Raw genomic sequence first — 23,054 nt, 5'->3', positions numbered from 1 at the left:
GTGGGGCGGGCCGGCCGGCGCACGGGCACCGGAGACAATGGCGGGCATGGACAACGCCGCCCCTGCCCGACGCCGGATCGTGGACGCCGTCGTGCGCATCATCGGCCAGGACGGCATCGCCGCCCTCGCCAACCGCCGGATCGCCCGCGAGGCAGAGGTCTCTTTGGGATCCATCACCTACCACTTCCCCACCCAGCACGAACTGCTGCGCGAGAGCCTGGTGCAGTTCGTGGACGAGGAGATACGCCGCCTGACCCTGCTCGCCGATGCCTGCAGCGACGACTGGCAGGAGGTGGGCGGGGCCGCACAGGCGGTGGAGGAGGCTCTGCAGACGCCGGAGTCCGACCACACGTGCATCGCGTCCTTCGAACTGTATCTGCAGGCTGGGCGGGACGAGCGGCTGCAGGTCCCCGCCGCCCAGTGCTTCGCCGCCTATGACCGGCTGACCGCCCGGATCCTCGGCGCGCTGGGTGTGCCGGATGCCGAGCGCCTGGCCGGCACCGTCGTCTGCCTGGTCTTCGGGCAGCAGCTGCGCCGTCTGGCCACAGGCTCCGTCGCCGGCACGCTTGCCGACATCCTTGCGGCCCTGCCGCAGGTGCACAACGCCGCCGGCACCGCCCCAGGCTCTTGCAGCGGCCCCGAGCCCACCCCTGCCTAGACTGCGGCCCTTTCACGCTGTCCTGCATCTGCGGCCGGGAAAGATCACGGCATACCGCCCTTGGCCTGCGAGGGGCACACGCGTGCGGACGCGGGCTGCGGCTTCGCCCGGGACACGGGTGCGCGCACCGCTGCGGTGCCGGCGCTGTGGTGCTGAGGAGACCGCACCGGCCAGATCAGGGTGATCGCCGCCGTGACAGGGTGCCGCTGGCGACCTGCCACGGCGATCACCCCCGGCCCAGGCTCTTGAGGACCTGAAAAACGTGCCGCCTGCACAAACACCACAAGACCCTGAGCGGCGCATGCGCTCTCGCGTGCCCGCCCCCGTCCGGCCCCGCACCAAGACCGCCCCGCTTGCCGGACACGGACACTTCCTGAATCACCGTCCACGCACCCCTTGGTCGTCGTGTGTTGTCAAACGGCCGCCCCGCGGCCGTACGGTCGTGCGGCACAGGTCCCGGCCCGGCCGACTGCCGTGCGAGCACGGCATCTGCGAGCAGTCCGCACGGGAACAGGCGACCCGCTGCCGCAAACCCCTCATGGGTGCACCGGCTGCGGGGAGCGCGCACGGACACGGCGGCGCCGCGTGCCCCAGACCCGGCAGGCCCCGGCGTCCGGGCGCACCCACAGGTTCCCGCCCGCCGTCACCTGGCAGTAGGCCTTGCGGGGCAGCCTTCCTGCTCGCGAACGGCTCCCGCAGGGCTGCCCGTTGCGGCGTGCCTGCCCGGGCCCGGACCTGCGGCGAGGACGGGGGCCGCCCGCAGGCGGCTGGAATGCTCAAATCTCACTTGCCGCCACAACCTGAAGTTTGTAGCGGGGCCTGACGCTCTTCAGGAAATTCTCCCAGGCCTGCTTCTCCATGGCCTGGGCGCTCGTTTCCCTGCCTCGCGGGCCGACCAGCAGATGGCGCCGCACGAGGCCCATCTTGCGCGCCCCTCCGCTGAGGCACACCACTTCCATGAAGGGACGCAGCGCGTTGCTCCTGGCATCCCGCTCGGGCATAAGAAGAAGAGATCCGCCCACCGGCCAGTAGCGCATCCGGCTCCCGCCCACCGTGTCCCACACGGTCTTCGCGGAATCGAACTGCATCGGCACGAACAAAATGAACCGGCCCCCGCTCCGCCTGAGCACCAGATCACCCTGCTCGTCCCGCCCGATCTTGACTCTCCTCCTCTCTCCTTCTTCGAGCATGACGTAACGCTTTCCCAAGCGCTTGCGGAAGCTATCCAGCGTCAGCGGAGCGGGAATCAGATTGGCCGTTTGCATCAGGTCCACTATGTCGTTCGGGCTGACCGGCCTATTGGCCTTCACATTCCCGGGTATTTCTATTATCGTGTTCCGCTCGCTCATGACGGAAAGAGCCCGGTCGCGCTGCTGCGCAGAGCCGGGCCTTGCCGCTTCTTCGCCCCGGCCCGGTGCGCGTTCCTCCCTGCGGGCCGCCGCTCTCTTCCGGACCGCACCCATGACGGGCTTTTGCTGCTCCGGCTGGCCGTCTGTCCGCGCGCCGTCCGTTCGCGCCCGGCGTTCTGGGGCCTTGGCCCCTTGCTGGGCCGTCCCGTCCGGCCCGTCCTTCCGCCTCGCCCGGGCATGCCTGCGCCGCGGTCGGACGTCTGACTGACCAGGTGTGTCCGGCGTCTGGACTGCGGCACTCGTCCCGCCCGGGCGGGCGGGGCGTCCTGGTCCCTGGGCCGACGGAAGACCGACCTGCTGGGGCCCGTTGCCTCCAGAGGGGGCCTGCGTGTCGACGGTGCCGTAGACGGACGCCGGATACTGCACCGCAGGGGTCTGCACCGGGCTCTGCACCACACGGCTTTGGTTCCAGTCAAGATTTTCCTCGACCCACGCTCTGTGCTCCCAAGAGGGGTAGATCAGGATCAGTTCGTTTGCAGCCCACAGCAGACGGGAGCTGTCGTCGTTGCCGGATCCACTCTTGGGGAATTCGGGATTCTGAATTTCGAGGACGTCAGCGCAGGCTTGCTTGTTTGTTTCATCTTTGCGCAAGTGGCAGGAAATGTAGGTGGCCGCATACGACAGATCGGGGTGCCTGTCGCGGCACCACATTTCCCACAGCTCGAGGAGCTCATACAGTTGTTCGTAGAATCTTGAGACCTTGTCGAGGAAATTCCACATATCCCCGAGGTTTGTCTTGAGCTGTGTCTCGAGCTCGTCCGCTTCCACGCTCACCTCCACTGGCCTGGTCTGCGGCGCCGCCGGGGGCTGATGGGCATGGTCGACGGTGCATGGGATGGGAGGCAGCCTAGTGACGCCTCGATGAGGGCTCTGCGCGAGCAAGGGCGGGCCATCATGCCAAATCCGCTTCCCAAAAGGCTGGTCCGTCTCGGCCTGGCCGGGCCGGCGGCCTGTTCGCGCGGGGGCCTGCCCCGGTCGGCAGAGCCCTCTTTGCGGTGAACGGTCTGCCGGCCGCGCACACCGGCTGCGGGCGGTGGCGTCGCCACTCGGCGAACGGGCGGATCAGCCCCGTCGCCTACGAACAACAGTCAACTGCGATGACACCCGCATAAGCACGTGAGATGGTGTCCACTTCCCGGGTGGAAGGCCCGAGGGCGACCAGGCTCCGGCCGCGATACCGCCCCGGCGAGGCCCGCTGCGGCGCCTTCAGCCGGCCCCGCCAACGACGCCCGCGCCCTGCAGTAAGGACACTTTGCCGCCTGCTGCGCTCCCCGCCGCCCCCATACACGGCCGCCTTCCGGGCGCCCGCAGGCCGGGCGGCGAGCAAGAAGCAGGTCGTGTCCCGCGACGTGGTGCAGGGGATCAAGCGCTGGGCGTTCCGGGTTGGAGGTCCAGGGAGATCTGTGCGGAGGTGGCATTCCACGAAGCCTCCTGGTAGGGCGAGTTGGGCGCCCGGTCGGGCCGAGCCACCGTCCCTGGTCTGCGGATTCCAGTGCCTTGATCCCCTACACCTCCTGACGGGACGCCATCTGAAGCACACACAGCAGGCACCGGCCCTGCCGGGCGCGGGAGAGCACCAGAGCGGTGGCATCGGGCAGCGGGCACCGCTCAACGCAGGCAGGACGCATGGTCCTTGAGCCACTGCGTTGCCGCCGCACCGTGCAGGGGCCTGCACACCAGCCATCCCTGGACGAGACACCCGCCATAGGCAACCAGACGGTCCAGCTCCTGTTGGGTCTCCACTCCTTCAGCCACCACGGTCAGCTGCAGGCAGCGGGCCAGGCCCAGTGAGTAGCGCACGATCGCGGCATCCCGCTCATCAGTGATCATCCCCGACACGAACGACCGGTCGATCTTCAACTCGTCGACCGGAAGCATCCGCAGACGCGAAAGGGAACAATGACCGGTGCCGAAATCGTCCAGACTGACCGTCACGCCGTGAGAACGCAAAACCGCAAGGGCCCCAGCCGCCCGGCGGCCATCACGCAACTCGCCGTGCTCGGTGATCTCGACCTTGAACGCCTCCGGGGCCAGGCGATGACGCCGCAGACAGCGCAGAACACCAGCGGCGAAGTGCGGACGCAGCACGTCAGCCGCTGCAAAGTTGACCGCGATCTGCACAGCCCAGCCCTGCCTGTGCCAGACCGCGGCCTGAGCCACCGCGGATTCCAGCACGAAAGCAGTGACCCGCCCGCCCATACCGCAGGCATCAGCCGCCCGAAGAATCTCCTCCGCGCCCACCTCGGGCCGCCTCGGGCCGGGCCACCTCAGCAATGCCTCCATCGCCACCACGTCTCCGCCCACCGTCACCTGCGGCTGATAGTGCAGCTGCAACTCCCCCCTGGACAAAGCCAACCTCAGTTCCCCCGCGCTGACGGACGGCGCCGGCCCCACCCTCACCGCCACCGCACGCCGCACCCGCCCCGCACACCAGGCAAACACAGACATCCCCGCAACGGCCGCACACACCCACACCACATACCCGGCCACCCCTACCCGGCCACCCCCGACCAACACCACGAGGAACACCACCGACAACCCCCAAACCGTCAGCAGTCCCCCACCCACCAGCCAGCGCGCCACACTGAACATCCGCCTGTGCCCCGGCTGTCTCGCCATAGCCCACCCACCCAACCATCGCCTCGCTGTCCTGGGCCCTCCAGCACTACACGCAAATGAGCCCCCACCCAAGAGCGGCCAAGGCAGCTGAACGTGCAGGCCTCACCTCAGCCCACACCACACCCCCAGCCGCCCGCAGCAGGCCCCGTACCAGCAGGCCCCCCTGGCCGCTGCCGCCCGCATCACAGCCACCCTCACCCCGCCTCCCCGGGCAGGCGGGCGGGCCACCGAACCGGCCCGTTGTCCTGCCCCGCCCGCCCTGCCGCCACCACACCCCTTCACGCGACCCTCCCTGCACGGCACGTTCCCCCGACATCCACAAAGGCCCCCGTGGAAACTGACTCAGGACACACCCCCCACCCCCGCTGCGCCGGCACCGGATACAACCAGCGCACCCGCCCGGGTATCTGGGACCGAGCGGCCGACGACGACGCCCACCCGTGCGCCGTGCGAGCCTTCATCATCAGTTCCTGCGCCCTCATCCAACTGACCACCCTGTGCCTGCTCACCCTCAGCGGCAGCCTCCCCGCCCCCCACGCCTACCTCATGGCAACACCCCCCGCCGCCGCAGCCGCCACAAGCCTCCTCGCCCTGCTCACCGCACACAAAACCCGCTCCCCACAAACCCCTCAGCCCGAACTGCATGGATGAAACGAGCCGGCCGGCACGAGCGGCGGCCACGGGCCGAAGTCCTCCCCGTCCGGCGGTTCCTGTCCAGTAGACGGTGTACCTGGATTGATTTCTGGGGTCAGATGCGGTTGTTGGTGCCGCCCCCTTCCCTGCGACATCCGGCATGAACCGGCCGAGCACGTCTTCTGGCTCACCTGGCTTTGATCCGCTTTGACAGACATCTGAGATGGACGGGCCGGTCGAGCCGGCGGCCGACGGTCCGTTGTGGTGGACGTTGCGCCGCCCGTTGCACCCGTTGTCCTATCCGGCGGCTTACCGGATGCTCCAGCGGGTCAACGCCATGATCGGGGCAAACCGGAGCCTGCATGATCTGAGCACACCGCCGCCTACCGGATGGGGAGAGACCCGGGGACGCCACTGACCGAAGTCCAATAGGTCCTGGGACACGCCCAGTTGACCACCACACAGCTCTCTCTATGACGAGTCCGGCTCCTACTTCGCCAAAAGCAGCAGCGGGGCGCCCCTGACCGTCATACGCCAGTAAACGCCGGAGCACCGGCCAAGACCAAAGGCAGAACGTGCGCCGTTGCTCGGCGCGTTCCCCGCGGTGGCTGGGCTCGGTCTGCAACGCTGCGCGCGATGACGCCGTTGAGCAGCCCGGGCCGGATCACCGTGTCGAACTCCCGTCCCTTGGCTGGGTGGTAGGCAGTGAGGAGGGTCTTCCCGATGGCCTCTTCGTCTTGGACCAGGTCCTGAGGGCGAGGCAATCGGCGAGGTGCGGCCCTCTGTTCGCACAGCGGGGCTGCACGAGTGTGCACTCTTTACACACGATCGTTGACTCCTTCACCACTCGCTCACATAGCCTATGTGCAGCCGCCGGGCCGGAGTCCGGGCCTCTCCTCACGCACAGGAAGGTCAACGGGGGTGAATGCCAAGCACATTGAAATCCGTCGTTGGTGGCGCGATGCGGTGATCTACCAGGTCTACGTCCGCAACTTTCTTGACAGCGCCGACGACGGCATCGGCGAACTCGCCGGGGTCCGCGCGGGACTGTCGTATCGAAACATGCTCGGTGTCGACGGGATTCGGCTGAGTCGGTTCCACCCGTCGCCACGGCACGACCACGGCTACGACGTGGCCGAGGGCTGCGACATCGCCCCGCTCTTCGGTGACCTCGCCGAGTTCGGCCTGTTGATGGCGGACGTGCACCGGCACGGCATCAAGGTGCTGCTCGACATCGTCCCCAGCCACTGCTCCGGCGAGCATCCATGGTTCCGCGAGGCACTGGCCAGCGCATCCGGCAGCCCGGTCCGCGCCCGCTTGCACTTCGCCGACGGCCACGGCGCCAACAGCAGCGAACTGCCCCACAGCTGGCACGCCATGGAGCACGCCGAGCGCAACGGCCGCGAACGCCGGGTGACCGGCGAGGTGTCCGTGCCAACGACTGAAGGACAGGCGAAGTACCTCCGTCCCGGTGGGCTGCACCGGGCGTTCTTCTTCGACCTGCTCGGTGCTCTGTGGGGCACCGATGCCTTCCGTAAGGTCATCTCCGAGGCCATGCAGGAAACCGCCGCTTCCACGGTGACCTGGGTCCTCAACAATCATGACCAGGTCCGCGCCGTCACCCGCTACGGCGCACCCGCCGCCGAGGTCGGCGGCCTCGGCGCCCGCGCCCGCACGGCGGCCCTTCTGATTTCGGCGCTGCCCGGATCCGCCTCCATCGATCAGGGCGAGGGACTGGGCCTGATCGACGACGTCCTGACCCACCCGATCTTCCCCCGCACCGGCAGCCGGGCCCGCATCCGCGGCGGCTGCGGGTGCCGCCGAACTGATCCGGTCAGGCCGTTCGGCTTCACCCGGTGTCGCGGGGGTCAAGGCGTGGCTGCCGCAGCCGGAGTACCAGAAGGGACATCGATGATGATGCGACGACGTACCACCCTGCTCACCGGCTGCACCACGCCGGCGCTGACCCTCGGCGCCGGCACCTGCGGCGGCGGACCGCACTCCACGGGCGGCGGCGACAGACGCTCAACGGCCAGACCGTCATCGTGGCCGGCGTCTGGGCCGGCCCCAAGCAAAGAACTCGCCGGCCACCGAGGGTCTCGCCCTCGCATCGGCCCATCCGAACACGTCCAACCACGCGGCAGGCTCCGGCGGCCGGGCGCAAGCTCTCTGAACACCTCCTCACCCCGCCTCGCCCCTCGGCATTGCGGCCAATCTGAAGCCTGCGGCCTTTAACGCCTGCCACAAAGCCAGGGCAACCTGTGCTGCTCTGGTAGCCGAATCAGCACCGACTCGGCCCCGGTCGCGCCCTCACTGTCGGCCCTCAGCCCGGCGCGACAGCCCGAACCCGCCAGCCGCGAGAGAACCCGGTCCGACGAGAGCACTCACAAGCAGTGCGTTGCCTCGCTCGCATTAGGGCCGGTTCATGACGCTCCATGCAGTAAAGGACCCTCTGCACCGTGGCTCCCCTGCGGTGTAGCTACATTCAGCGCTCCGGCCTCACCTACCTCCATTGAGTTTCTTGGGCCATCATTCGCGATATTCACGATCTTCCGTTCGCTGCCGTCCAAATTTGTCTACGTTCCACTTGCCCAGATCCATCCGCACGCAAGACCTCGCCACAATTCACACCCGAAGGGAAAAAGCTATGCAGCTTTGGGAAAACGAGGACGAGCGTCACCTCATCCGTTACATCCACGAATGCGGCACCCAGATGCCGACCACGGACGGGATAATGATCCGCATTCCTCTGCAGTCGCCGCTGGAGACTCAGCAATGGCTGCGGCTTGCCTGTACTTGCTCACCTCTCGTTCTCGGCCTTCGAAGATTGGGCTATACGCTTGCGCAGCCGTCAATAAAAACCAAAGCAGGCTGGGATGCCTGGCTTGCGGAGCTACAAACGGAATGCCAAATCCGGCAAGTTCTTGCTTCCGAGGGAGAAAGCGCAGCCACCAGGGGCGCCCCTCTCGAGGGAAAGAGAAGCGACGAGAGAACGCCACCTGTTGAGAACACATGCGACCAGTCAACCCTACGCTGGCACACACCGGTCGAAGGCTTCCCGCCCGCCGATGATGCGACCAGTCACCTCTCCGCAAGCCGCCCCGGAAAGGCAGCAAGCCGGGCCCCACGGAACGGCACGCTTGGCGAATTTGCAGAAATCGCTGCCCGCTGGGCGCTCAGCTACGACAGAGTGACACTATTGCTTACGCATCTGTCGTCTCTGCCGGAGAAGGAAACCGGGACACCCCCCAATACCGCCCGGGAAGGAGTAGATACGCTAGAGGCGCTCAACGGCTTCATGGACGGTATCACGGACTGCTCCAGCCCTCATGAGTCCGACGTGAGCCGCCTGGACGAATTCGGATTAGAAAATGCCTTGACGTTCCTCGAGGAATTCCAGATTCTCTACACCCTCAGGTGTAAAGTGAACCTGCTGCCCTATTTTAGGGAAACGATACTTGCGGACATTGAAGTACTCATCAGTTTTTGTCGACTTCTGAAACGGAGCAAGCAAAATGATCGGCTCAACCCGTGAAGACCGCTTGCGCCATCCGTCACGACCCGACGTAACCCACACAGGCCTCGCATTTTCATGGAAGTGGGCTGTCCGACAGGCGCTCAGGTAAACAGAAAGTTCCAGTGTCACTTCCGGCGTCGCAGCCAGGCCCGAGCCCGCCGCTGCTCTTACCGACGCCGAGGCCACGACCCACACATGCGGTTGCAGTATTGATGATCTGCGAGCCCAAGTTACCGGTCTTGAGGTCAGTGAGCCTCTTTCATCCTGTGCTGGCGTGTGAAATGGGCTGGTCAGTGGCTGCGGTGACGAGGCAGGGCCCCTCGTCGTTGGCGTGGTGATTCCACTCAGCACACCGGCGACCGAAGGGGCCCTGTTGGTTCCGTATCCTGCCACGCTCGACGTCCCGCATGAGCTCGTTGAGCACGTCGCCTGGCTGCTGTACGAGCACCGCCGCGCACGTAACACCCGCTGGCGGAAGCTCCGCTGCTTGACCAGGCACTGCTCACGCTGGTCCACCTGCGCAAGAACGAGACGTTCGCCCAGCTCGGCGCCGGGTTCGCGATATCGCAGGCCACCGCCTGGCGCTACGTGGACGAGGCCCTGGAGGTGCTGGCTTCCTGGGCCCCAGGCCTCCATGAAGCCCTCACCGGCCTCGGTGAGGGCGACCACGTCATCGTTGACGGCACACTGATCCCCACCGACCGCGTCCGCGCCGATCAGCCGTACTACTCGCAGAAACACAAGAAGCACGGCATGAACGTGCAGGTCATCGCCCGCCCTGACGGCACACCGCTGTGGTTCTCCCGCACGACACCCGGCCGCACACATGACCTGACCTCGGCCCGCGCCCACGGCATCGTCCAGGCTTGCCTGACCCGGCAGATCCTCGTGCTGGCGGACCGCGCCTACCAGGGCGCCGGCGCCACCTTCCGCACCCCGTACTACCACCACCGCGAACAGCCCGAGCACTACCAGCAGTTCAACCGCGATCACGCCCGGCTCCGAGCCCCCGGCGAACGCGCCTTCGCCCGGCTCAAGTCCTGGCGCATCATGCGCAGAGCATGCTCCTCCACCCGCCGCATCAGCCGCACCGTCCAAGCCATCCACACACTCATGACCTGCGACTATTCAGGATGAAAGAGGCTCAGTGGCTCCTTCTGCGTATAGCTCCTCCGAGGCGGGAGAGGGTGGTGGCCAGGGCGTCTAGGCTGAGGGGCTTGGTGAGGTAGTAGTCCATGCCGGCGGCGATGCACGCTTCGCGGTCCTCCGGCATGGCGCTGGCGGTGAGTGCCACGATGACCGGTCGTTTTGCGTGCGGCTCCCGGTGGATGGCCCGGGAAGCCTCCAGGCCGTTCATCACGGGCATGTGAACGTCCATCAGTACGACGTCGTAGGTGTGGTTGCGCACTGCCTCAAGGGCCTGGGCCCCATCGCCGACCACGTCTGCCTCGTAGCCGATTTTGGCCAGCATGCGCAGTGCGAGCTGCTGGTTGACGGTGTTGTCCTCGGCCAGCAGGATCCGCAGTGGTGCGGGAGCGGGGCGGGCCGGGGAGGGGGGCGAGGCAGGCGCGGGTACGGTCCGCTGGGGCACCAAGGCCCGGTGGAGGCTTGCGTAGAGCTGGGCCGACTTGATCGGTTTGGAGTGATGGGCGGAGAAGAGCGTCAAGTCCTCGGGGCTGCCAGTGGATGTGAGCAGGATCATGGGTATGCCGTCCAGGTGGCGGCTGATGTGTCGTGCGAGGGTGACGCCGTCCATACCTGGCATCTGCAGGTCGAGGATGGCCACATCGAAGGGTTCCCCGCCGCGGACCCAGCTGAGGGCTTCCTGGGGTGAGCGGGTGGCGCGGACCTTCATGCCCCATGTTTCGGCCTGCCGGGTCATGATCGTGAGGTTGGTCATGTTGTCGTCCACGACCAGCATTCGCCGTTCTCGCAGGTCGTGGTCCGGTCCGGCTGAGCGGGTCGACGACCGGCGCAGGGATGCAGGCACTTCTCGAGTGGAAATGGTGAAGTGGAAGGTGGATCCGTGTCCGACTTCGGATTCCACCCAGATATTGCCGCCCATCATCTCGACCAGTCGCCGGCTGATTGCCAGTCCCAGCCCTGTACCACCGAAGCGGCGGGTGGTGGATGAGTCCAGCTGTTCAAATGGCTGGAAGAGCTGATCGATCCGTTCCTGCGGGATGCCCGGCCCGGTGTCGCGGATGGTGAAGCGTACGATCAGAGGTCTCTGAATGTCTCCTTCGTCCCCCATTGTCCTCGCTGCTGCCTCCGCCTTCTCTCGCGTGGTGTCATCACCCCGGGAGGCGGTGAGCAGGATCTCCCCGTAGTCGGTGAACTTCACAGCATTGCCGAGCAGGTTGATCAGGATCTGCCGCAGCCGCAGGCCGTCCCCGATGATTTCGTCGGGCAGGTTCGGGTCGATGACGTACGCCAGATCGACGGTGTCCTTCTCCCGGGTCTTGAGAGAGATCAGGCCGAAGGCCGATTCGATGCACTCCCGCAGATCGATCGGCCGCTGCTCGATCTCGAATTTCCCGGCTTCGATTTTGGAGAAATCCAGAATGCCGTTGAGGATCACCAGAAGGTCGTCGGCGCCGGTGTTTACGATTTCGGCGAGTTCTCGCTGGTCCGCTGTCAGTGGCGTGTCCAGCAGGAGTTCAATCATGCCCATGACGGCATTCATGGGGGTGCGGATCTCGTGGCTCATGGTCGCCAGGAAGGCGCCTTTGGCGCGGCTGGCGGCTTCGGCGGCGACAGCCGCGGACTCGAGTGCCTTGGCTGCGATCTCTCGTTCTCTCACTCGGCCGAGCTGTTCGAACAGGCCTTCCATCAGGTTGACGGTGGCCTCGTCGAGGGGTTCGAGACCGGTGACGAAGAACTCCACGACGGCCGCGGTGCTTCCGTGCACGACTACGGGACAGGCGATTGTTCCGGAAATGTTTGCATATGTGGTGAGTTCTGCGGCGAGAGCTGTCGGTGGCAAGCGCTCCGGGCCCTCCGGTCGCGTGCTGGCGCTGGCCCGTACGACTGCTGGGGACACCTGCGTGCGGGCGCTTTCACGCATGACTTCCTCAAGCCGGTTCGGCCATTCGTTGCGGACATACCAGACCGGGCAGGCCTCGAGTGTGACAGTGCCGTCTTCTCCTGCCGGGTCAGCGGTGTACGCATGGGCGGCGGGCCACCCGAGGTGATCGCAGATCAGCGGAAGTCCGGCGGAGAGGGCCTCGTCCCACGTCGTCGCCCGGTTCGCGGCGGCGGCCACCCCTCGATGCAGGCGCAGTGTGCGGGTGCGGGTGCGCACCTTGTCCTCGACGGCGGTGTAGCTCGCCTCCAGGTGTTCTGCCATGGTGTTGAACGTCCTGGCCAGCATCCCGATCTCGTCACGGCTGGTCACCTGGGCCCGCCGGTCGAGGCGGCCTGCGCTGAGTTCCCGAGCCGCGTGGGCCACGTGGCCCAGGTTGTGCGCGATGCGCCGGGACAACAAGGTGGTCAGCGCCACGATGAGCGCCAGCGACACGATGATCACGGTCAGCAGCGTGGTGTTGTAGTCCTCGGCGGAGGCGATCCGCGTGCTGAGCATGCGGTCCTGCTGATCGAGCAGAGCGTTCCACAGCCGGGCATTGGACTGGATGGCTGCATTGGTCAGCTGTCGTATGTCCGATGACGTCGTCAAACCGGGGGCACCGGCTTTCCCGAACTGCTGCTTGGCTGCGCTGATGAGGGGCTGGACGGTGACGGTTACCTGATCCAGCAGGGGTGCCAGCGTGGGCTGCAGGGCGGCATTCGTGCTGGAGTCGGAGACACTGTCGAAGGCGAGGCTGAGGGAGTCCTGCAGGCGGCCTAGCTGCTGACTGAGCAGCCCGGTGAGCTGGATGATGTCGAGGCTGGTCTGCCCGTCGGCCGGTAGGGAGGTGAGGACGTCTCCTAGATGGACGGTCTGATTGACCAGTTCGGGCTCTTCGGCAAGCAGCGCGTCAGCGGTGTAGAAGGTGGTCGGCTCGGGGTCCAGGTTGAGTCTGGAGACCCTGCCGAGATAGGGGAACAGCGATGTGACGTTGCTCACCAGCTGCGGTGAGTAACCGGTACTCAGCGCTGCCTTCGGCCCAATCGCCTTGACGCCCTTCCACTGGGCGTTGAGAGCCGACAGCATCAGCTCCCCTTTGCCTGCTGCTGTCACAACGGAGTCGAGCTGTTTCTGCAGCGACGGATCTGCCGTGCTCAGGCGGGAGAAATCCTTGTCTACAGCAGCCTCTGCGCTGGCAATTTGCTGGGGTGTTACGGCGACCCCGCCGGCAACGTCGGTGGACAGCGAACGGAAGCGGACCAGATCGAGGGTCAGCGAGCTCAGTGGGCGGAGGTACTGCACACCGCGGAGCTCGCTTCGGGCGGCATCGACGCTGTTGGTCTGCTGTCCGATCAGGTACGCCATGGCCAGGCCCAGCGGCACGAGAAACGCCAGAGCGATGGCGGCGAGCTTGTGCCCGATGCGCGGCTCGAAACGGCGTGCGCGCAGCCGTGCCGGGCCGGGCGGGGGGCCCGGTTCCGCATGCGGTCCGTCATGGCTCATGAGAGCGTCCTTGGGGAAGCCGTTGGCGCAGCCTCACATGATTGATGTCCGGCCGGCCGACAGATTCCATTCTGTGGGGCGGCTGTCCATGGCGTCGACCTGGCGTGTTGAACACACCAGCGAGGCCCCGACGTTGCGGCGGCGGTGATGCATCGCTCTGGGGGCGTGCTGTGACACTGCACCCCGACAGCCCCATGCACTCTCAAGTTCGGTGGGTAAAATAGACCGTACCCTACTGCCTTCCTCGAATGAATGACATGACTGGCACGATTCAAGGGGGAATCCGTGTATCGGGCAGTAAAGTTCATCATAGCGGTCACAGTCGGTGTCCTGGGTGTCACTCAAATCACCGCATGTGATTCCAGTGATAGTTCCGCAAAGAATATCAAGGTCGGCGTGGTCTGGGGAGGGCGGGGTGATCAATCGTTCTCCGACTCCGCCGCCAAGGGGCTCGACAGGGCCAAGAATCAGCTGGGCATCACAACTGAGGAGCTGACCATTCCCAGCACGGCAAGCGAAGCCGACTACGAATCCCTCCTGGAGCAGCCGATACAGAGTGGCTGTGACCCCATCATCGCGGTCGGATCACAGCTCGCCAGCGCCGTAAAGGTCGAAGCGCAGAAGCATCCGGAGATAAAGTTCGCAATTGTCGACGACAGCTCTGTCAAGCTACCCAACGTCACTAGCCTGGTCTTCAGCGAGGAACAGAGCTCGTACCTGGTCGGCGTGGCTGCCGCACTGAAGTCGAAGAGCGACATCATTGGGTTCATCGGCGGCGTAGATATTCCGGTGATCCATAAATTCGAGGCCGGGTTCGCCGCCGGAGTGAAATCAGTCAAGCCCGATAACAGAGTGATCTCAAAATACCTGACCAAGCCGCCGGACTTCGCCGGATTCATCTCTCCCGAACTTGGCAAAACCGCGGCGAACGACCTACTCGATGCCGGCGCGGATGTGATTTACAGCGCAGCCGGCGGATCTGGTGTGGGAGTCATCGCCGCCGTGAACGCCCACGGAGGCGCATGGGCGATAGGAGTCGATTCCGACCAGTACCAGCAGTCCAGCCTGGCACCCTACAGGAACGTGATCCTCACCTCTGCCCTCAAGAACGTCGACGCCGCAGTATTCGATTACGTCAAGTCAGTCGAGGACGGAAAGCCCCTCACCGGGATCCAGCGCTTCAGCCTCTCCAACAATGGAGTCGGATACGCTACCTCCGGGGGCTTCCTCGACGACGCAACGAAACAGCGGATAGGGAAAGCCAAGCAGGACATCATCTCCGGCACCGTGAATGTCCCCACCGAGTAAGAGACCATCTGGTTCTCGGAGCCCGCCGTGAATCTATGGATCTCTCCTCTGAACAGATGGCAGAGCTACGGGAGTTGGCCGGGTCGCGGGATGTTCCGGCCGGTGTGGCGCTTCGCGCACGGATCGTGTTGTGTCCGGCGAAGGGCGGCGGCGCAAGGACATCGCCGAGCTCGCCGGGGTGGCGCCGCTGACGGTGGATCGCTGGAAGGCCGGTATGCCGAGCGGGGCATGGCCGGCTTGGAGGAGCAGCGCCGTGGCGGGCCGCGTACCCAGGTGCCGCCGCAGGTGCGGGCTCGGGTGATCGCTTTGACCAGGATGTCGCCGCCGGCGGAATCCGGCCTGTCGCACTGGTCGACGCGGACCCTGGCCGACCATCTGAAGCGGCGGGAAGGTGTCTCCGTGTCGTGTCATTACATTGCCCGCATCTGGCGTGAGGAGAATCTGAAGCCGCACCGCTCGGGCGCCTTCAAGATTTCGAAAGACCGATCTACACCGCCGCCGCCGAGTCCGAGGCGCTCTCGGCACTCGACGAGCTGCGAACCGACTACGGCAAGAACTACCCCGGCCTGATCGCCAGTTGGGAGCGCGCCTGGGAGGAGTTCATCCCCTTCCTCGCCTTCGACCGCGAGATACGCCGCGTGATCTACACGACCAATGCCATCGAGTCCCTCAACTACCAGCTCCGCAAGATCACCAAGACACGCCGGCTCCTCCGACGCCGACGCCGCCGCCGCCGCCATCAGGCTCCTCTACCTCGGTATCCGCCGCATCGAAGGCCGCCACATCGACGGTGACGGCGCCATCCCCAAGGGACGCGTCCGCGGCACCGGACTCTCGGCTGGAAACGCGCCATGAACCACTTCATGCTCGCCTTCCCCGACCGCCTCACCCTCTGACCCCAGCAAGACCACCCAAAATAACCAACCCACGGATCCGATCAGCAAGACCGCATACCTCTACATACATAAAGGAATTGACAACCTCGTGGAGCACCGCTCGCACAAGGGACTGAACAACCGGGCGGAGAACTCCCACCAGCCGACGAGGCGGCGCGAACGCGCGATGAAAGGCTTCCGCAGCCCGGGCGCCGCGCAACGCTTCCTGTCCGCGTTCACCGGGATCTCACCCCACTTCCGCCCCCACCGCCACCTCATGACAGCCGGCCGGTACCGCTTCGAGATGATGATCCGCTTCACCCTCTGGCACCACATCACCGGCCGCATCGGCATGCCTGCCACCGACTGAACCACAGACCACCACCGGCCTCGCCGCGCCCTCGGCCGACCACGCCCCCGACAACGTGACAACGCCGTCCGGCCCCGTCCGTACGACACCGTGTCCACGAACAGCCCCTCCGGCGACCCCGACCAGGCAGATGATCATGCCACCGGGCAACGCTTCCGCTCACCTGATGACCACTGTGCGACCACCACCTCCATATATCTATGCTAGATTTTGGATATACGAAGAGAGGGACTGAATGGGCAAGACTCTGATCGAGATCGACGAAGACGCACTGGCCGTAGCGCAGGACGCGTTCGGCACCAAGACGAAGAAGGACACCGTCAACCGTGCCCTGCGCGAGGTCAGTGACCGGGTCAGGCGCCACGAGGCGCGCATGGCAGCAGAACGCATCGCCGCCGAAGCCCTGGAGCTCGATGCCCTGACGGACAAGGCCGCCTACCGCCCCGGCCCCACCGTCGGCGACGACAAGGGTCAGGCTGCGTGAAGTACCTGGCCGACACCTCAGCGGTAGCACGCTTCCTGCGACACGGCGCGGACGCCTGGGGATGGGGAGAAGCGCTGGACTCCGGACTGGTCGGCATGTGCGAGGTCACGGAGATAGAGGTCCTTCGCTCTGCACGGTCATCTGCGCACCACAAGCAGATGCAGCAGTATCTGAGCGGGTTCTACGCGTGGGCGCCAATCCCGGACGGCGCCTTCCGGCGGGCGGTGCAGGTCCAGGAGATTCTTGTCGATCACGGCGAGCACCGCAGCGCCGGTCCGGTCGACCTTCTTGTCGCGGCGGTGGCCGAACTGTCCGGCCTCATCCTGCTGCACTGCGACCGCGACTTCGAGGCGATCGCCCGGCACACCGGGCAACCCACGATGATGCTCATGGACGGCTCTCGGCCGTAAAGGGGCACTGTCACGTTGCTGCTGACGGGGTGGGATGATCTTCGGGTTGATGCCTTGGGGAGGGGAGCCGGCCGACGCACCGTCGGTGAAGATCGAATGGTCCGCCGCATCCAAAGCCGACTACTACGGCTCCCGTTCCAGCACCGGTACGTGGCACAGTTTCAGCAGCGACGGATTCGAAACTGACTTCGAGTCCATGACCGCAATGCCCGACGGGTCCGTGCAGTATATGGCGCGGAAGAAGTCGGACGGCTTCCTCTACCACAACATTCGCTACAGCAACGGCACTCTGCAGGGCTGGGCGAAGCCCAACGGCTACAACGGTGCCGCCTCCTTCAGCGGGCTGGGACCGGCAATCGCCGGCATGCCCGACGGCTCCGCCCAGGTCGTCGGAATCGGACTCGACGGCCGTCTCTACCACCGGATCCGCAACAACGACACAACCTGGACGCCCTGGGCCCAGATGCAGGGGCGGCCAGGTGAAAGCACCTTCCCCGCCAGGAAGGTGGCCATCGCCGGCATCGGCGACGGCACCGCCCAGGTCTACGCATACAGCTCCGACAACAACGGCCTGTACACCACCACCCGCAACGCGGCCGGCACCTCCTGGACCACCTGGTCACAGGTGGACCCCGGCGGCGACGGCGGCTTCGGCCCGGACCTGGCCGTCGGCGCAGGGGCCAACGGCCTGGCGATGCCGAACAACTCCAGCCAGTTCCTCGCCATCGGCACGGACGGCAAGGTCTACCACATCCTCCGCACCCCCACCGGCCCCGGCGGCGCCCCGTCTACAGCGGATGGGGAGCCCTCAACATCTCCGCCACCAGCGTCGCCATCACCGGAATGCCCAACGGCAGTAGCCAGACCCTCCTCGTCGACCAAAACGGCGACCTCAGGTTCAACATCCGCAACATGAACGGCAGCTGGACCGGCTTCAGCCAGGTCAGCAGCCCCGAGGGCCACGCCGTGAAACACGCCGGCATCGCCGGCGTCCCCACCAACAGCACCTCCCAGGTATTCGCCATCACCCCCTGACCCGACAGCACCCACCCACCGCATAGGGAGAACAACTCACCGGGCCCTCCCCCACCACGGGAGGGCTCACCCCCTTGCCCACCCCGCCAGGCCGCAGGACAAGGCAGAGTCCTCGTGTTCACCTCGGCCCCGCTCGGACAGTCCACGCCGGAATTGGGGCATCCTTGCCGCTCTCTCGAAACGGAGCGCCCACAAGCCGGAACAGCTCGAGCCGCGCCACAACCGCGCCAGATTGAACGGGGAACTCGCGGACAACAGCAGATGCCGGCGTAGCCCAAAGACTCAGCCGCCGAAGCCGGCACTGCACACGTCACAACCCAACCCGCCCCACCTCGCTCCGGTGAGACGGGCGACAACGCACCTCCGCCGAATACGGGTCGACGTTTGCGGGAGACCCGATACCCGTTGCGCAAGGCTGCACGTCAGATGCGGTGTGACGCAGGAGCGATCCAGTCCTTGCCTACCCGGGCTCCCCGTTCGGCCTTGCCCTGGTCGCCGAGATCCACCTGCCCACCAGAGCCTACGTACGGGCCGCCGTGGGTGTCACCGCTTATCCGGCAGGAAAACCGGGCCACCCCCGCCCCACACACCGGGTGCGCAGGCGACGTTGTCCGGCGGCCGTTTGTGCGACGGCGGCGTACATATCCCGCTCGGTGCCCTGCCGCACCCAGGAGGCTGCCTTGACTTGCGGCCCCACAGGGCAGCACCACCGCCTCCTTTCGTATCGACCATGGCACCATGTCGTTCTTCAAGCCCGATGACTACGCACCAGCGCTGCCACCGACTGCGCCGACGAACACCTGCACGCCAATGAGCGTTTTGTGAGCAGCAGTGTCCTGGCCCTTCCCCGCCTTGCTGGGCGTCACCGATCACTACGCAGGTTGGGTGACGTGCCGCTCCGGGGAGGACGACCCCAAGCGCATCAGCTTCGGGCTCTCCCCCAACCTGCCCATTACGCAAGGCGCCAACGAGGTGGGGCTCGAAGCCTTCACCTCCATCAGTCCCGGCAGCTCCCCCTTCCACTCCTGCGGGAAACGCACTTCGGTTTCCCTGTTCGTCTACGGGTGAACCGGGCGGCGTCGCCTGACAGGCGGACCCGGTGCTCATCGCCTGGGCCCGCGGATCCAGCAAAACCCCGCCGCGCCGCTTTGCGTTGCCTGTCGTACCGGCCCCGTGGCCGCAGGAGGTCTTGATGCCCGCCGAGACGACGGCCAAAGAGCCGGCCGCCGAAGGCGTCGTCCCGGTGCCCGCCGGCGGCCTGCCCGGACGGCAGGCGGCCGCTTCGGTGTCCTCGCCTCACGGTGCCCCCGGTGCCGCCGGCCCCTGTAGCACCCATGCAGTGCCTGCCGGTGGGGCAGGGCCGTTCGACGCAGCGGACGCCGAGGTGTTGCTGCACGCTCTCGCCATGCAGCTGCCCTTCGACCAGCTGCCCCCTCTTCTCGTCCGCCGCCCTGGCAGCACTGTGGAGTGGGCCGCTGCGGACACGGCGGCCTGGCTGAGCCGGGCCGCACGGCATTGTGCCCATCCCGGCGTCGTCACCTTCACAGCCTCCTGGCCCCTGCCGTCGGCTGCCGGCCCTCCGACCGCTTGGGCCTGGTGGAACGGGCTTCAGCAGTACCTGCGCTACCTCACCGCCTGCACAGCCGGGACAGCGGTGGCAGAGTTTTCCGCCTGATCAGCGCAAGCTGCGCGCTCACCCCCGTCAGCACCTACGTTCCAGCGGGGCGGGCGGCACGGGCGCGGGGCGTCAACCCTGCACGGCGGGGGTGAGTTCCAGCGTCACTCCTGCCTCGAAGAGCGGGATGAGAATCCTATGGGTGATGTCTGCAAGAGAGACCTGGCCGGTCACCGGATCCTGTCCCGGGGCGGGATGCCACAGCGCCTCCTGCGTGTGGAGGGGGAGAGTGAATCTGCACTTTCCCACCCAGTAGGCAAGCTCGTTGTAGATGTGCGGAAGGGGCCGGCGGCTGTCACCGTCGCCCGAGAGCACGCCCAGGAACTCCGCGGCGCAGCCCACGGCCCGCGTATGGGCGTAGCTGATGTCTTGCTTGCGGAGCTGAACAGCAAGGGCAAGCACCTCCTCGTAGCTGAAGGGCAGGGCTGCGTAGACCTGTGCATGGCTGGCTGTCATAGTCTGCTCCTCTCTTGTGGGGCGGGCGTGCATGCGCGCTTTCCTGACCCCTCCGGTGGCTCAGCCCGCGCCCTGGGGTGCATCCTCGACGGCCGCCGGCTCAAGGGCGTTCTCGCCGGCCGTGGGCTTGGCAGCCGACTCGACACGGTGTGGGGACTCTCAGCTGTGGCGGCTCTCCGCCGCGCGTGGCCATGCCACCAGGCGATACTTCTCGTCCAGGACGGTGAGCGAGGTGCGCACCAGCGTCCCGCCGCGGTCGCGGCATACGGCGGCTTTGCCGTGACGGCAGTCCTCCTCCACACCGACCACGGTGAGTTCGGCCGGAAAGGTCTCGTCCGCCGCGTCTATCAGTTCCCAGATCTGGCCGGGCGCGATCACGGTGTAGATGTTGCCGGTGGCGTAGGCGATGCAGGCGACGTTCAGGGCAGTCTGGTTGCTCAGCAGGTCCTCACGCTCCAGCCGCTCGCGGTAGCTGTTGATGAGTTCCGCCGCCCGGACGGAACCCACCACGAGGTCGAATCGGCTGATCAAGGTATCCCCCTGTGCGTGAGGTGCCGGGTTCTGCCGTTCATCGTGAGGCCCGGCGGTCACGTCACCGACGTCTGCCCGGGCCGTCTTTCGGGCCCACCGGCATGCCCCTTTACGCGGAGCGGGGGCACCGTGTGGAGGCCGGCAGTGCGGGGTGGGGTGCTGCCCTGCGCCGCTGCGCCACCGTCCACCGGCCCTTGGCTGATTTCAGCGGGTGAGTTCGCCCGCCGCAGCGGGTCACAGACGGGGTCATGTCGGCCGGCAGCGCGGTCACCCTGCGTGCACAGGCGTGGGCGGTGGCTTCGCCGGTCCAAAAGCCCGCGGCGATCTCGGCGAGGGTGGTGTGCTCAACACGGATACACCAGGGCCGCCATGGCCCCCTGGGCTGGCGCAGCCTGCAGCGGCAGTCACCCTCCCGGGTGACAGTCAGCGTCGACGCCCGCTCGAGCGGGCGCGTGCGGCGGGCCGAGTACGCAAGGGCAGTTCGCCCGCAGGCAAGGGCCCTGGCCGGCGAGTCGGGACATGAGACATGCCGCTCACCAGTTTCGAAGGCCTCCCCCTGCCACGCCCGCGCCCGTCACCCGGCGGGGGTCACTCGCAGATTCGGGTCACCTCATGGCGCAGACCAGGCAGGGCACAGCCCTGCACCCGGGCGAGGACATGCCGCCTCGAGGCGGAGGCGGGCCCGGTCGGACAGGACCGGTGTCGCATCGCAGCCTGTGGGTAGGTGCGGCGGCAGGGCGGCAGGCGCCGCTTTCGCACCGGCCCTGCCGCCGGGTCACCCACACGCATTGAACCGTCAAGACGGTGACAGACCGGGCAGGCCGGCTTGAGATGGGCGGCGCCGGGAGCACACACCCGGCGCACTTGCGGTAGCGGACGCCCGGGCCGCAGCCGAAATGATGCCCCGGCCGCAGCGGTACAGGTACCGAACCGGCCTGTATATGTGCTTGGCTGTGCCACGTACACGTGCGCTTGAGTATGAGAACAGCAAAGGAAGGTCATCTTCATGTCAGGCATGACGGCCACTGCCGCAGATGTGACATCCCAGTACACCACCCAGGTGACCAGTGACCTGGAACACAACGTCCAGGAGCAAGAACGCCTCGGCGCCGAGATCTCGGCGCTGCAGGAGAAGCTGTCCCGTCTGCAGCGCGACCACAGTGTCCTGGTGACCGTGGCTCAGGCTCTCGGCGTGAGCGCACCGGCACCTGCGGGCACGGGCGCATCCACAAGCCCGCTGCCTTCGCCGCGGCACCAGGAGCCCGCGCCGCTGGACGCCGAGCGGGACACGCCGGCAGTGCAGCCGCCCGCTCCCGCAGCAGCCACGCCCTCCACGACAGCCAAAAACAACGCGCGGCGCCCCTCGTCGGACACGGACGACAAGCCGACCCTGGTCGAACTCACCCGCCGTCGCCTGGCCGGGCAGGAGCAGCCGCACTCTGCCGCTCAGATCGCGCAGGCCCTGCAGGACAGTCACCCCGAACGCGGCATCAAGATCACCGTCGTCCGCACCACCCTGGAGAACCTCGTGGCCAAGAACCAGGCCCGGCGCACCAAAAAGGGTTCCTCCGTCTTCTACAGTGCGCCCGCCGCCCCGCAGGCCGACTGACCGGCACGCAGCACACCCCCGGCCCGCGGACAGCAAAAGGGCCGGGCGGGTGCGCCCCACACAGCCGGACCCAACCACCGGCGTATCTCCCGGCACCACAGGACAGACCTCCCCACACCACAGGGATCACGTCCCGCTCGGCACACAAACCGGTCACCCACGACGCTCCGGGCGTGCCGGGCCGGGCAGACTGCCGTCCTGGAAGTCAACAGGCAGGACGCGGCCCGAAACCCAGCGAGGTGACCACCACCGACGACGCCGCCACCACGACTGCCTGCACCAACGCGGGGACGCGGCAGCGGCCCACCGCGACGATTCCCCACGAGGAACTGCACACCAAGGGTTACCCGGTGCCGCATCAGCCGCATCAGGCAACGTTCGCCCGTCGGGGCGTGTAAGGGACTTGGGTCTTCCAAGGATTTCGTAGCCGGCGGTCGGTGGAGTGTCAGTCGAGCAGGATACGCCGGCGCAGGAGGGGGCGCTTGGCCCGGCCGTACATCTGCCGCTTGACCGGTTTGATCTTATGGTTGACGCCCTCGGTTCGCCCGTTGTGGTTCGACAAGGTGAGGGCGGCATCGACGGCGTCACGGTCACGTTCGAGGCCGGTCGTGCAGGAGCCAAGGAAGGACAGATGGGCGCCCCGGGCCCGGGTGATCCACGGAGTTGGCTTGTCGGCGTTGCCCTCGGCCGGGGCCGGCAGTTCGGCAAAATCACCTGCCAGGGCGGTCAGGATGGTCATTTCCGGGCAGGCACCGGCGAGTTGGTCGCGCAGGGTTCGCCGGTCCTCGCGCAGGTTCCCGGGTTGGTGAGCAGGAGGCCGGCGGCCCGGCGCCGGGAGAGGCTCGCGTGGCCGGCCTCGACACGCCCCTGGGTGACGCAGCGGACCAGGAATCGG

Annotated in this window: 21 protein-coding genes and 2 pseudogenes; 17 read left to right on the top strand and 6 right to left on the bottom strand. The window is 66.7% G+C overall.

Annotated elements, in window-relative coordinates:
• Nucleotides 1-46 precede the first annotated feature (46 nt).
• Entirely contained in the window at nt 47-658 is a 612-nt protein-coding gene (locus OG331_RS48330) for a TetR/AcrR family transcriptional regulator (RefSeq protein ID WP_406191622.1), read from the top strand.
• 776 nt (nt 659-1,434) lie between these two features.
• Here the strand turns inward: OG331_RS48330 and OG331_RS48325 are convergent.
• On the bottom strand, nt 1,435-2,835 hold the full coding sequence (locus OG331_RS48325) for a hypothetical protein (protein ID WP_406191624.1): 1,401 nt from the start codon (nt 2,833-2,835) through the stop codon (nt 1,435-1,437).
• Between the two features lie 840 nt (nt 2,836-3,675).
• Nucleotides 3,676-4,650 carry an EAL domain-containing protein gene (locus OG331_RS48320; protein ID WP_406191626.1) on the bottom strand — a complete coding sequence of 325 codons (975 nt, stop codon included), beginning with the start codon at nt 4,648-4,650 and terminating at the stop codon, nt 3,676-3,678.
• Between the two features lie 366 nt (nt 4,651-5,016).
• On the opposite strand from OG331_RS48320, the gene OG331_RS48315 reads away from it, so the two are divergent.
• The 4 genes and pseudogenes from OG331_RS48315 to OG331_RS48300 all read left to right on the top strand — a co-directional run bounded on the left by OG331_RS48315 (nt 5,017) and on the right by OG331_RS48300 (nt 9,973).
• Nucleotides 5,017-5,337: a hypothetical protein gene (locus tag OG331_RS48315; RefSeq protein WP_406209489.1), complete on the top strand. Its 321-nt coding sequence runs from the start codon at nt 5,017-5,019 to the stop codon at nt 5,335-5,337.
• A gap of 903 nt (nt 5,338-6,240) precedes the next feature.
• The gene (locus OG331_RS48310; protein WP_406191630.1) at nt 6,241-7,554 is read left to right on the top strand and encodes an alpha-amylase family glycosyl hydrolase; all 1,314 of its coding nucleotides are present in this window, start codon (nt 6,241-6,243) and stop codon (nt 7,552-7,554) included.
• A 412-nt stretch (nt 7,555-7,966) separates the two neighbouring features.
• Entirely contained in the window at nt 7,967-8,854 is an 888-nt protein-coding gene (locus tag OG331_RS48305) for a hypothetical protein (RefSeq protein WP_406191632.1), read from the top strand.
• A 313-nt stretch (nt 8,855-9,167) separates the two neighbouring features.
• Nucleotides 9,168-9,973, top strand: a pseudogene (locus OG331_RS48300) (IS5 family transposase).
• 7 nt (nt 9,974-9,980) lie between these two features.
• Here the strand turns inward: OG331_RS48300 and OG331_RS48295 are convergent.
• A complete protein-coding gene (locus tag OG331_RS48295; protein WP_406191634.1) occupies nt 9,981-13,406 on the bottom strand; it encodes a response regulator in 3,426 nt (1,141 codons plus the stop codon).
• Between the two features lie 285 nt (nt 13,407-13,691).
• Between OG331_RS48295 and OG331_RS48290 the strand changes: the two genes are divergently transcribed.
• The 10 genes and pseudogenes from OG331_RS48290 to OG331_RS48245 all read left to right on the top strand — a co-directional run bounded on the left by OG331_RS48290 (nt 13,692) and on the right by OG331_RS48245 (nt 19,563).
• Nucleotides 13,692-14,714 carry a BMP family protein gene (locus tag OG331_RS48290; protein WP_406191636.1) on the top strand — a complete coding sequence of 341 codons (1,023 nt, stop codon included), beginning with the start codon at nt 13,692-13,694 and terminating at the stop codon, nt 14,712-14,714.
• Between the two features lie 90 nt (nt 14,715-14,804).
• Nucleotides 14,805-15,284, top strand: a complete 480-nt coding sequence (locus OG331_RS48285) for a helix-turn-helix domain-containing protein (protein WP_406209487.1) — start codon at nt 14,805-14,807, stop codon at nt 15,282-15,284.
• Nucleotides 15,200-15,508, top strand: coding sequence for a transposase (locus OG331_RS48280; RefSeq protein WP_406210834.1), 309 nt, complete (start codon nt 15,200-15,202; stop codon nt 15,506-15,508). The genes OG331_RS48285 and OG331_RS48280 overlap by 85 nt, the downstream gene beginning before the upstream one ends.
• 190 nt (nt 15,509-15,698) lie before the next feature.
• A pseudogene (locus OG331_RS48275) lies at nt 15,699-15,959 on the top strand (DDE-type integrase/transposase/recombinase); the annotation flags it as partial.
• A 235-nt stretch (nt 15,960-16,194) separates the two neighbouring features.
• Entirely contained in the window at nt 16,195-16,443 is a 249-nt protein-coding gene (locus tag OG331_RS48270) for a type II toxin-antitoxin system VapB family antitoxin (protein WP_406191640.1), read from the top strand.
• On the top strand, nt 16,440-16,853 hold the full coding sequence (locus OG331_RS48265; protein ID WP_406191642.1) for a PIN domain nuclease: 414 nt from the start codon (nt 16,440-16,442) through the stop codon (nt 16,851-16,853). The genes OG331_RS48270 and OG331_RS48265 overlap by 4 nt, the downstream gene beginning before the upstream one ends.
• Nucleotides 16,854-16,938: 85 nt before the next feature.
• Nucleotides 16,939-17,769: a hypothetical protein gene (locus tag OG331_RS48260; RefSeq protein WP_406191644.1), complete on the top strand. Its 831-nt coding sequence runs from the start codon at nt 16,939-16,941 to the stop codon at nt 17,767-17,769.
• A complete protein-coding gene (locus OG331_RS48255; RefSeq protein WP_406191646.1) occupies nt 17,766-17,888 on the top strand; it encodes a hypothetical protein in 123 nt (40 codons plus the stop codon). Before OG331_RS48260 ends, OG331_RS48255 begins: the two co-directional genes overlap by 4 nt.
• 885 nt (nt 17,889-18,773) lie before the next feature.
• Nucleotides 18,774-18,956, top strand: a complete 183-nt coding sequence (locus OG331_RS48250) for a hypothetical protein (RefSeq protein ID WP_406191648.1) — start codon at nt 18,774-18,776, stop codon at nt 18,954-18,956.
• A gap of 124 nt (nt 18,957-19,080) precedes the next feature.
• Nucleotides 19,081-19,563, top strand: a complete 483-nt coding sequence (locus OG331_RS48245; protein WP_406191650.1) for a hypothetical protein — start codon at nt 19,081-19,083, stop codon at nt 19,561-19,563.
• A 72-nt stretch (nt 19,564-19,635) separates the two neighbouring features.
• Here the strand turns inward: OG331_RS48245 and OG331_RS48240 are convergent, their stop codons facing one another.
• Both OG331_RS48240 and OG331_RS48235 read right to left on the bottom strand, forming a co-directional pair.
• Nucleotides 19,636-20,019, bottom strand: coding sequence for a hypothetical protein (locus OG331_RS48240; protein WP_406191652.1), 384 nt, complete (start codon nt 20,017-20,019; stop codon nt 19,636-19,638).
• Nucleotides 20,020-20,178: 159 nt separating this feature from the next.
• Entirely contained in the window at nt 20,179-20,550 is a 372-nt protein-coding gene (locus OG331_RS48235) for a hypothetical protein (protein WP_406191654.1), read from the bottom strand.
• Between the two features lie 1,006 nt (nt 20,551-21,556).
• On the opposite strand from OG331_RS48235, the gene OG331_RS48230 reads away from it, so the two are divergent.
• Both OG331_RS48230 and OG331_RS48225 read left to right on the top strand, forming a co-directional pair.
• On the top strand, nt 21,557-22,159 hold the full coding sequence (locus tag OG331_RS48230) for a hypothetical protein (RefSeq protein ID WP_406191656.1): 603 nt from the start codon (nt 21,557-21,559) through the stop codon (nt 22,157-22,159).
• 239 nt (nt 22,160-22,398) lie between these two features.
• A complete protein-coding gene (locus OG331_RS48225) occupies nt 22,399-22,557 on the top strand; it encodes a hypothetical protein (RefSeq protein WP_406191658.1) in 159 nt (52 codons plus the stop codon).
• A gap of 47 nt (nt 22,558-22,604) precedes the next feature.
• Here OG331_RS48225 and OG331_RS48220 read toward each other — a convergent pair whose 3' ends face one another.
• Entirely contained in the window at nt 22,605-22,898 is a 294-nt protein-coding gene (locus OG331_RS48220; RefSeq protein ID WP_406191660.1) for a transposase, read from the bottom strand.
• Nucleotides 22,899-23,054 lie beyond the last annotated feature (156 nt).

The organism is Streptomyces sp. NBC_01017 (assembly GCF_045162795.1).
Classification (GTDB): domain Bacteria; phylum Actinomycetota; class Actinomycetes; order Streptomycetales; family Streptomycetaceae; genus Streptomyces; species Streptomyces machairae.
Note: the sequence above shows the minus strand (reverse complement) of the source record. Positions and strands in the feature narration are given on the sequence as shown.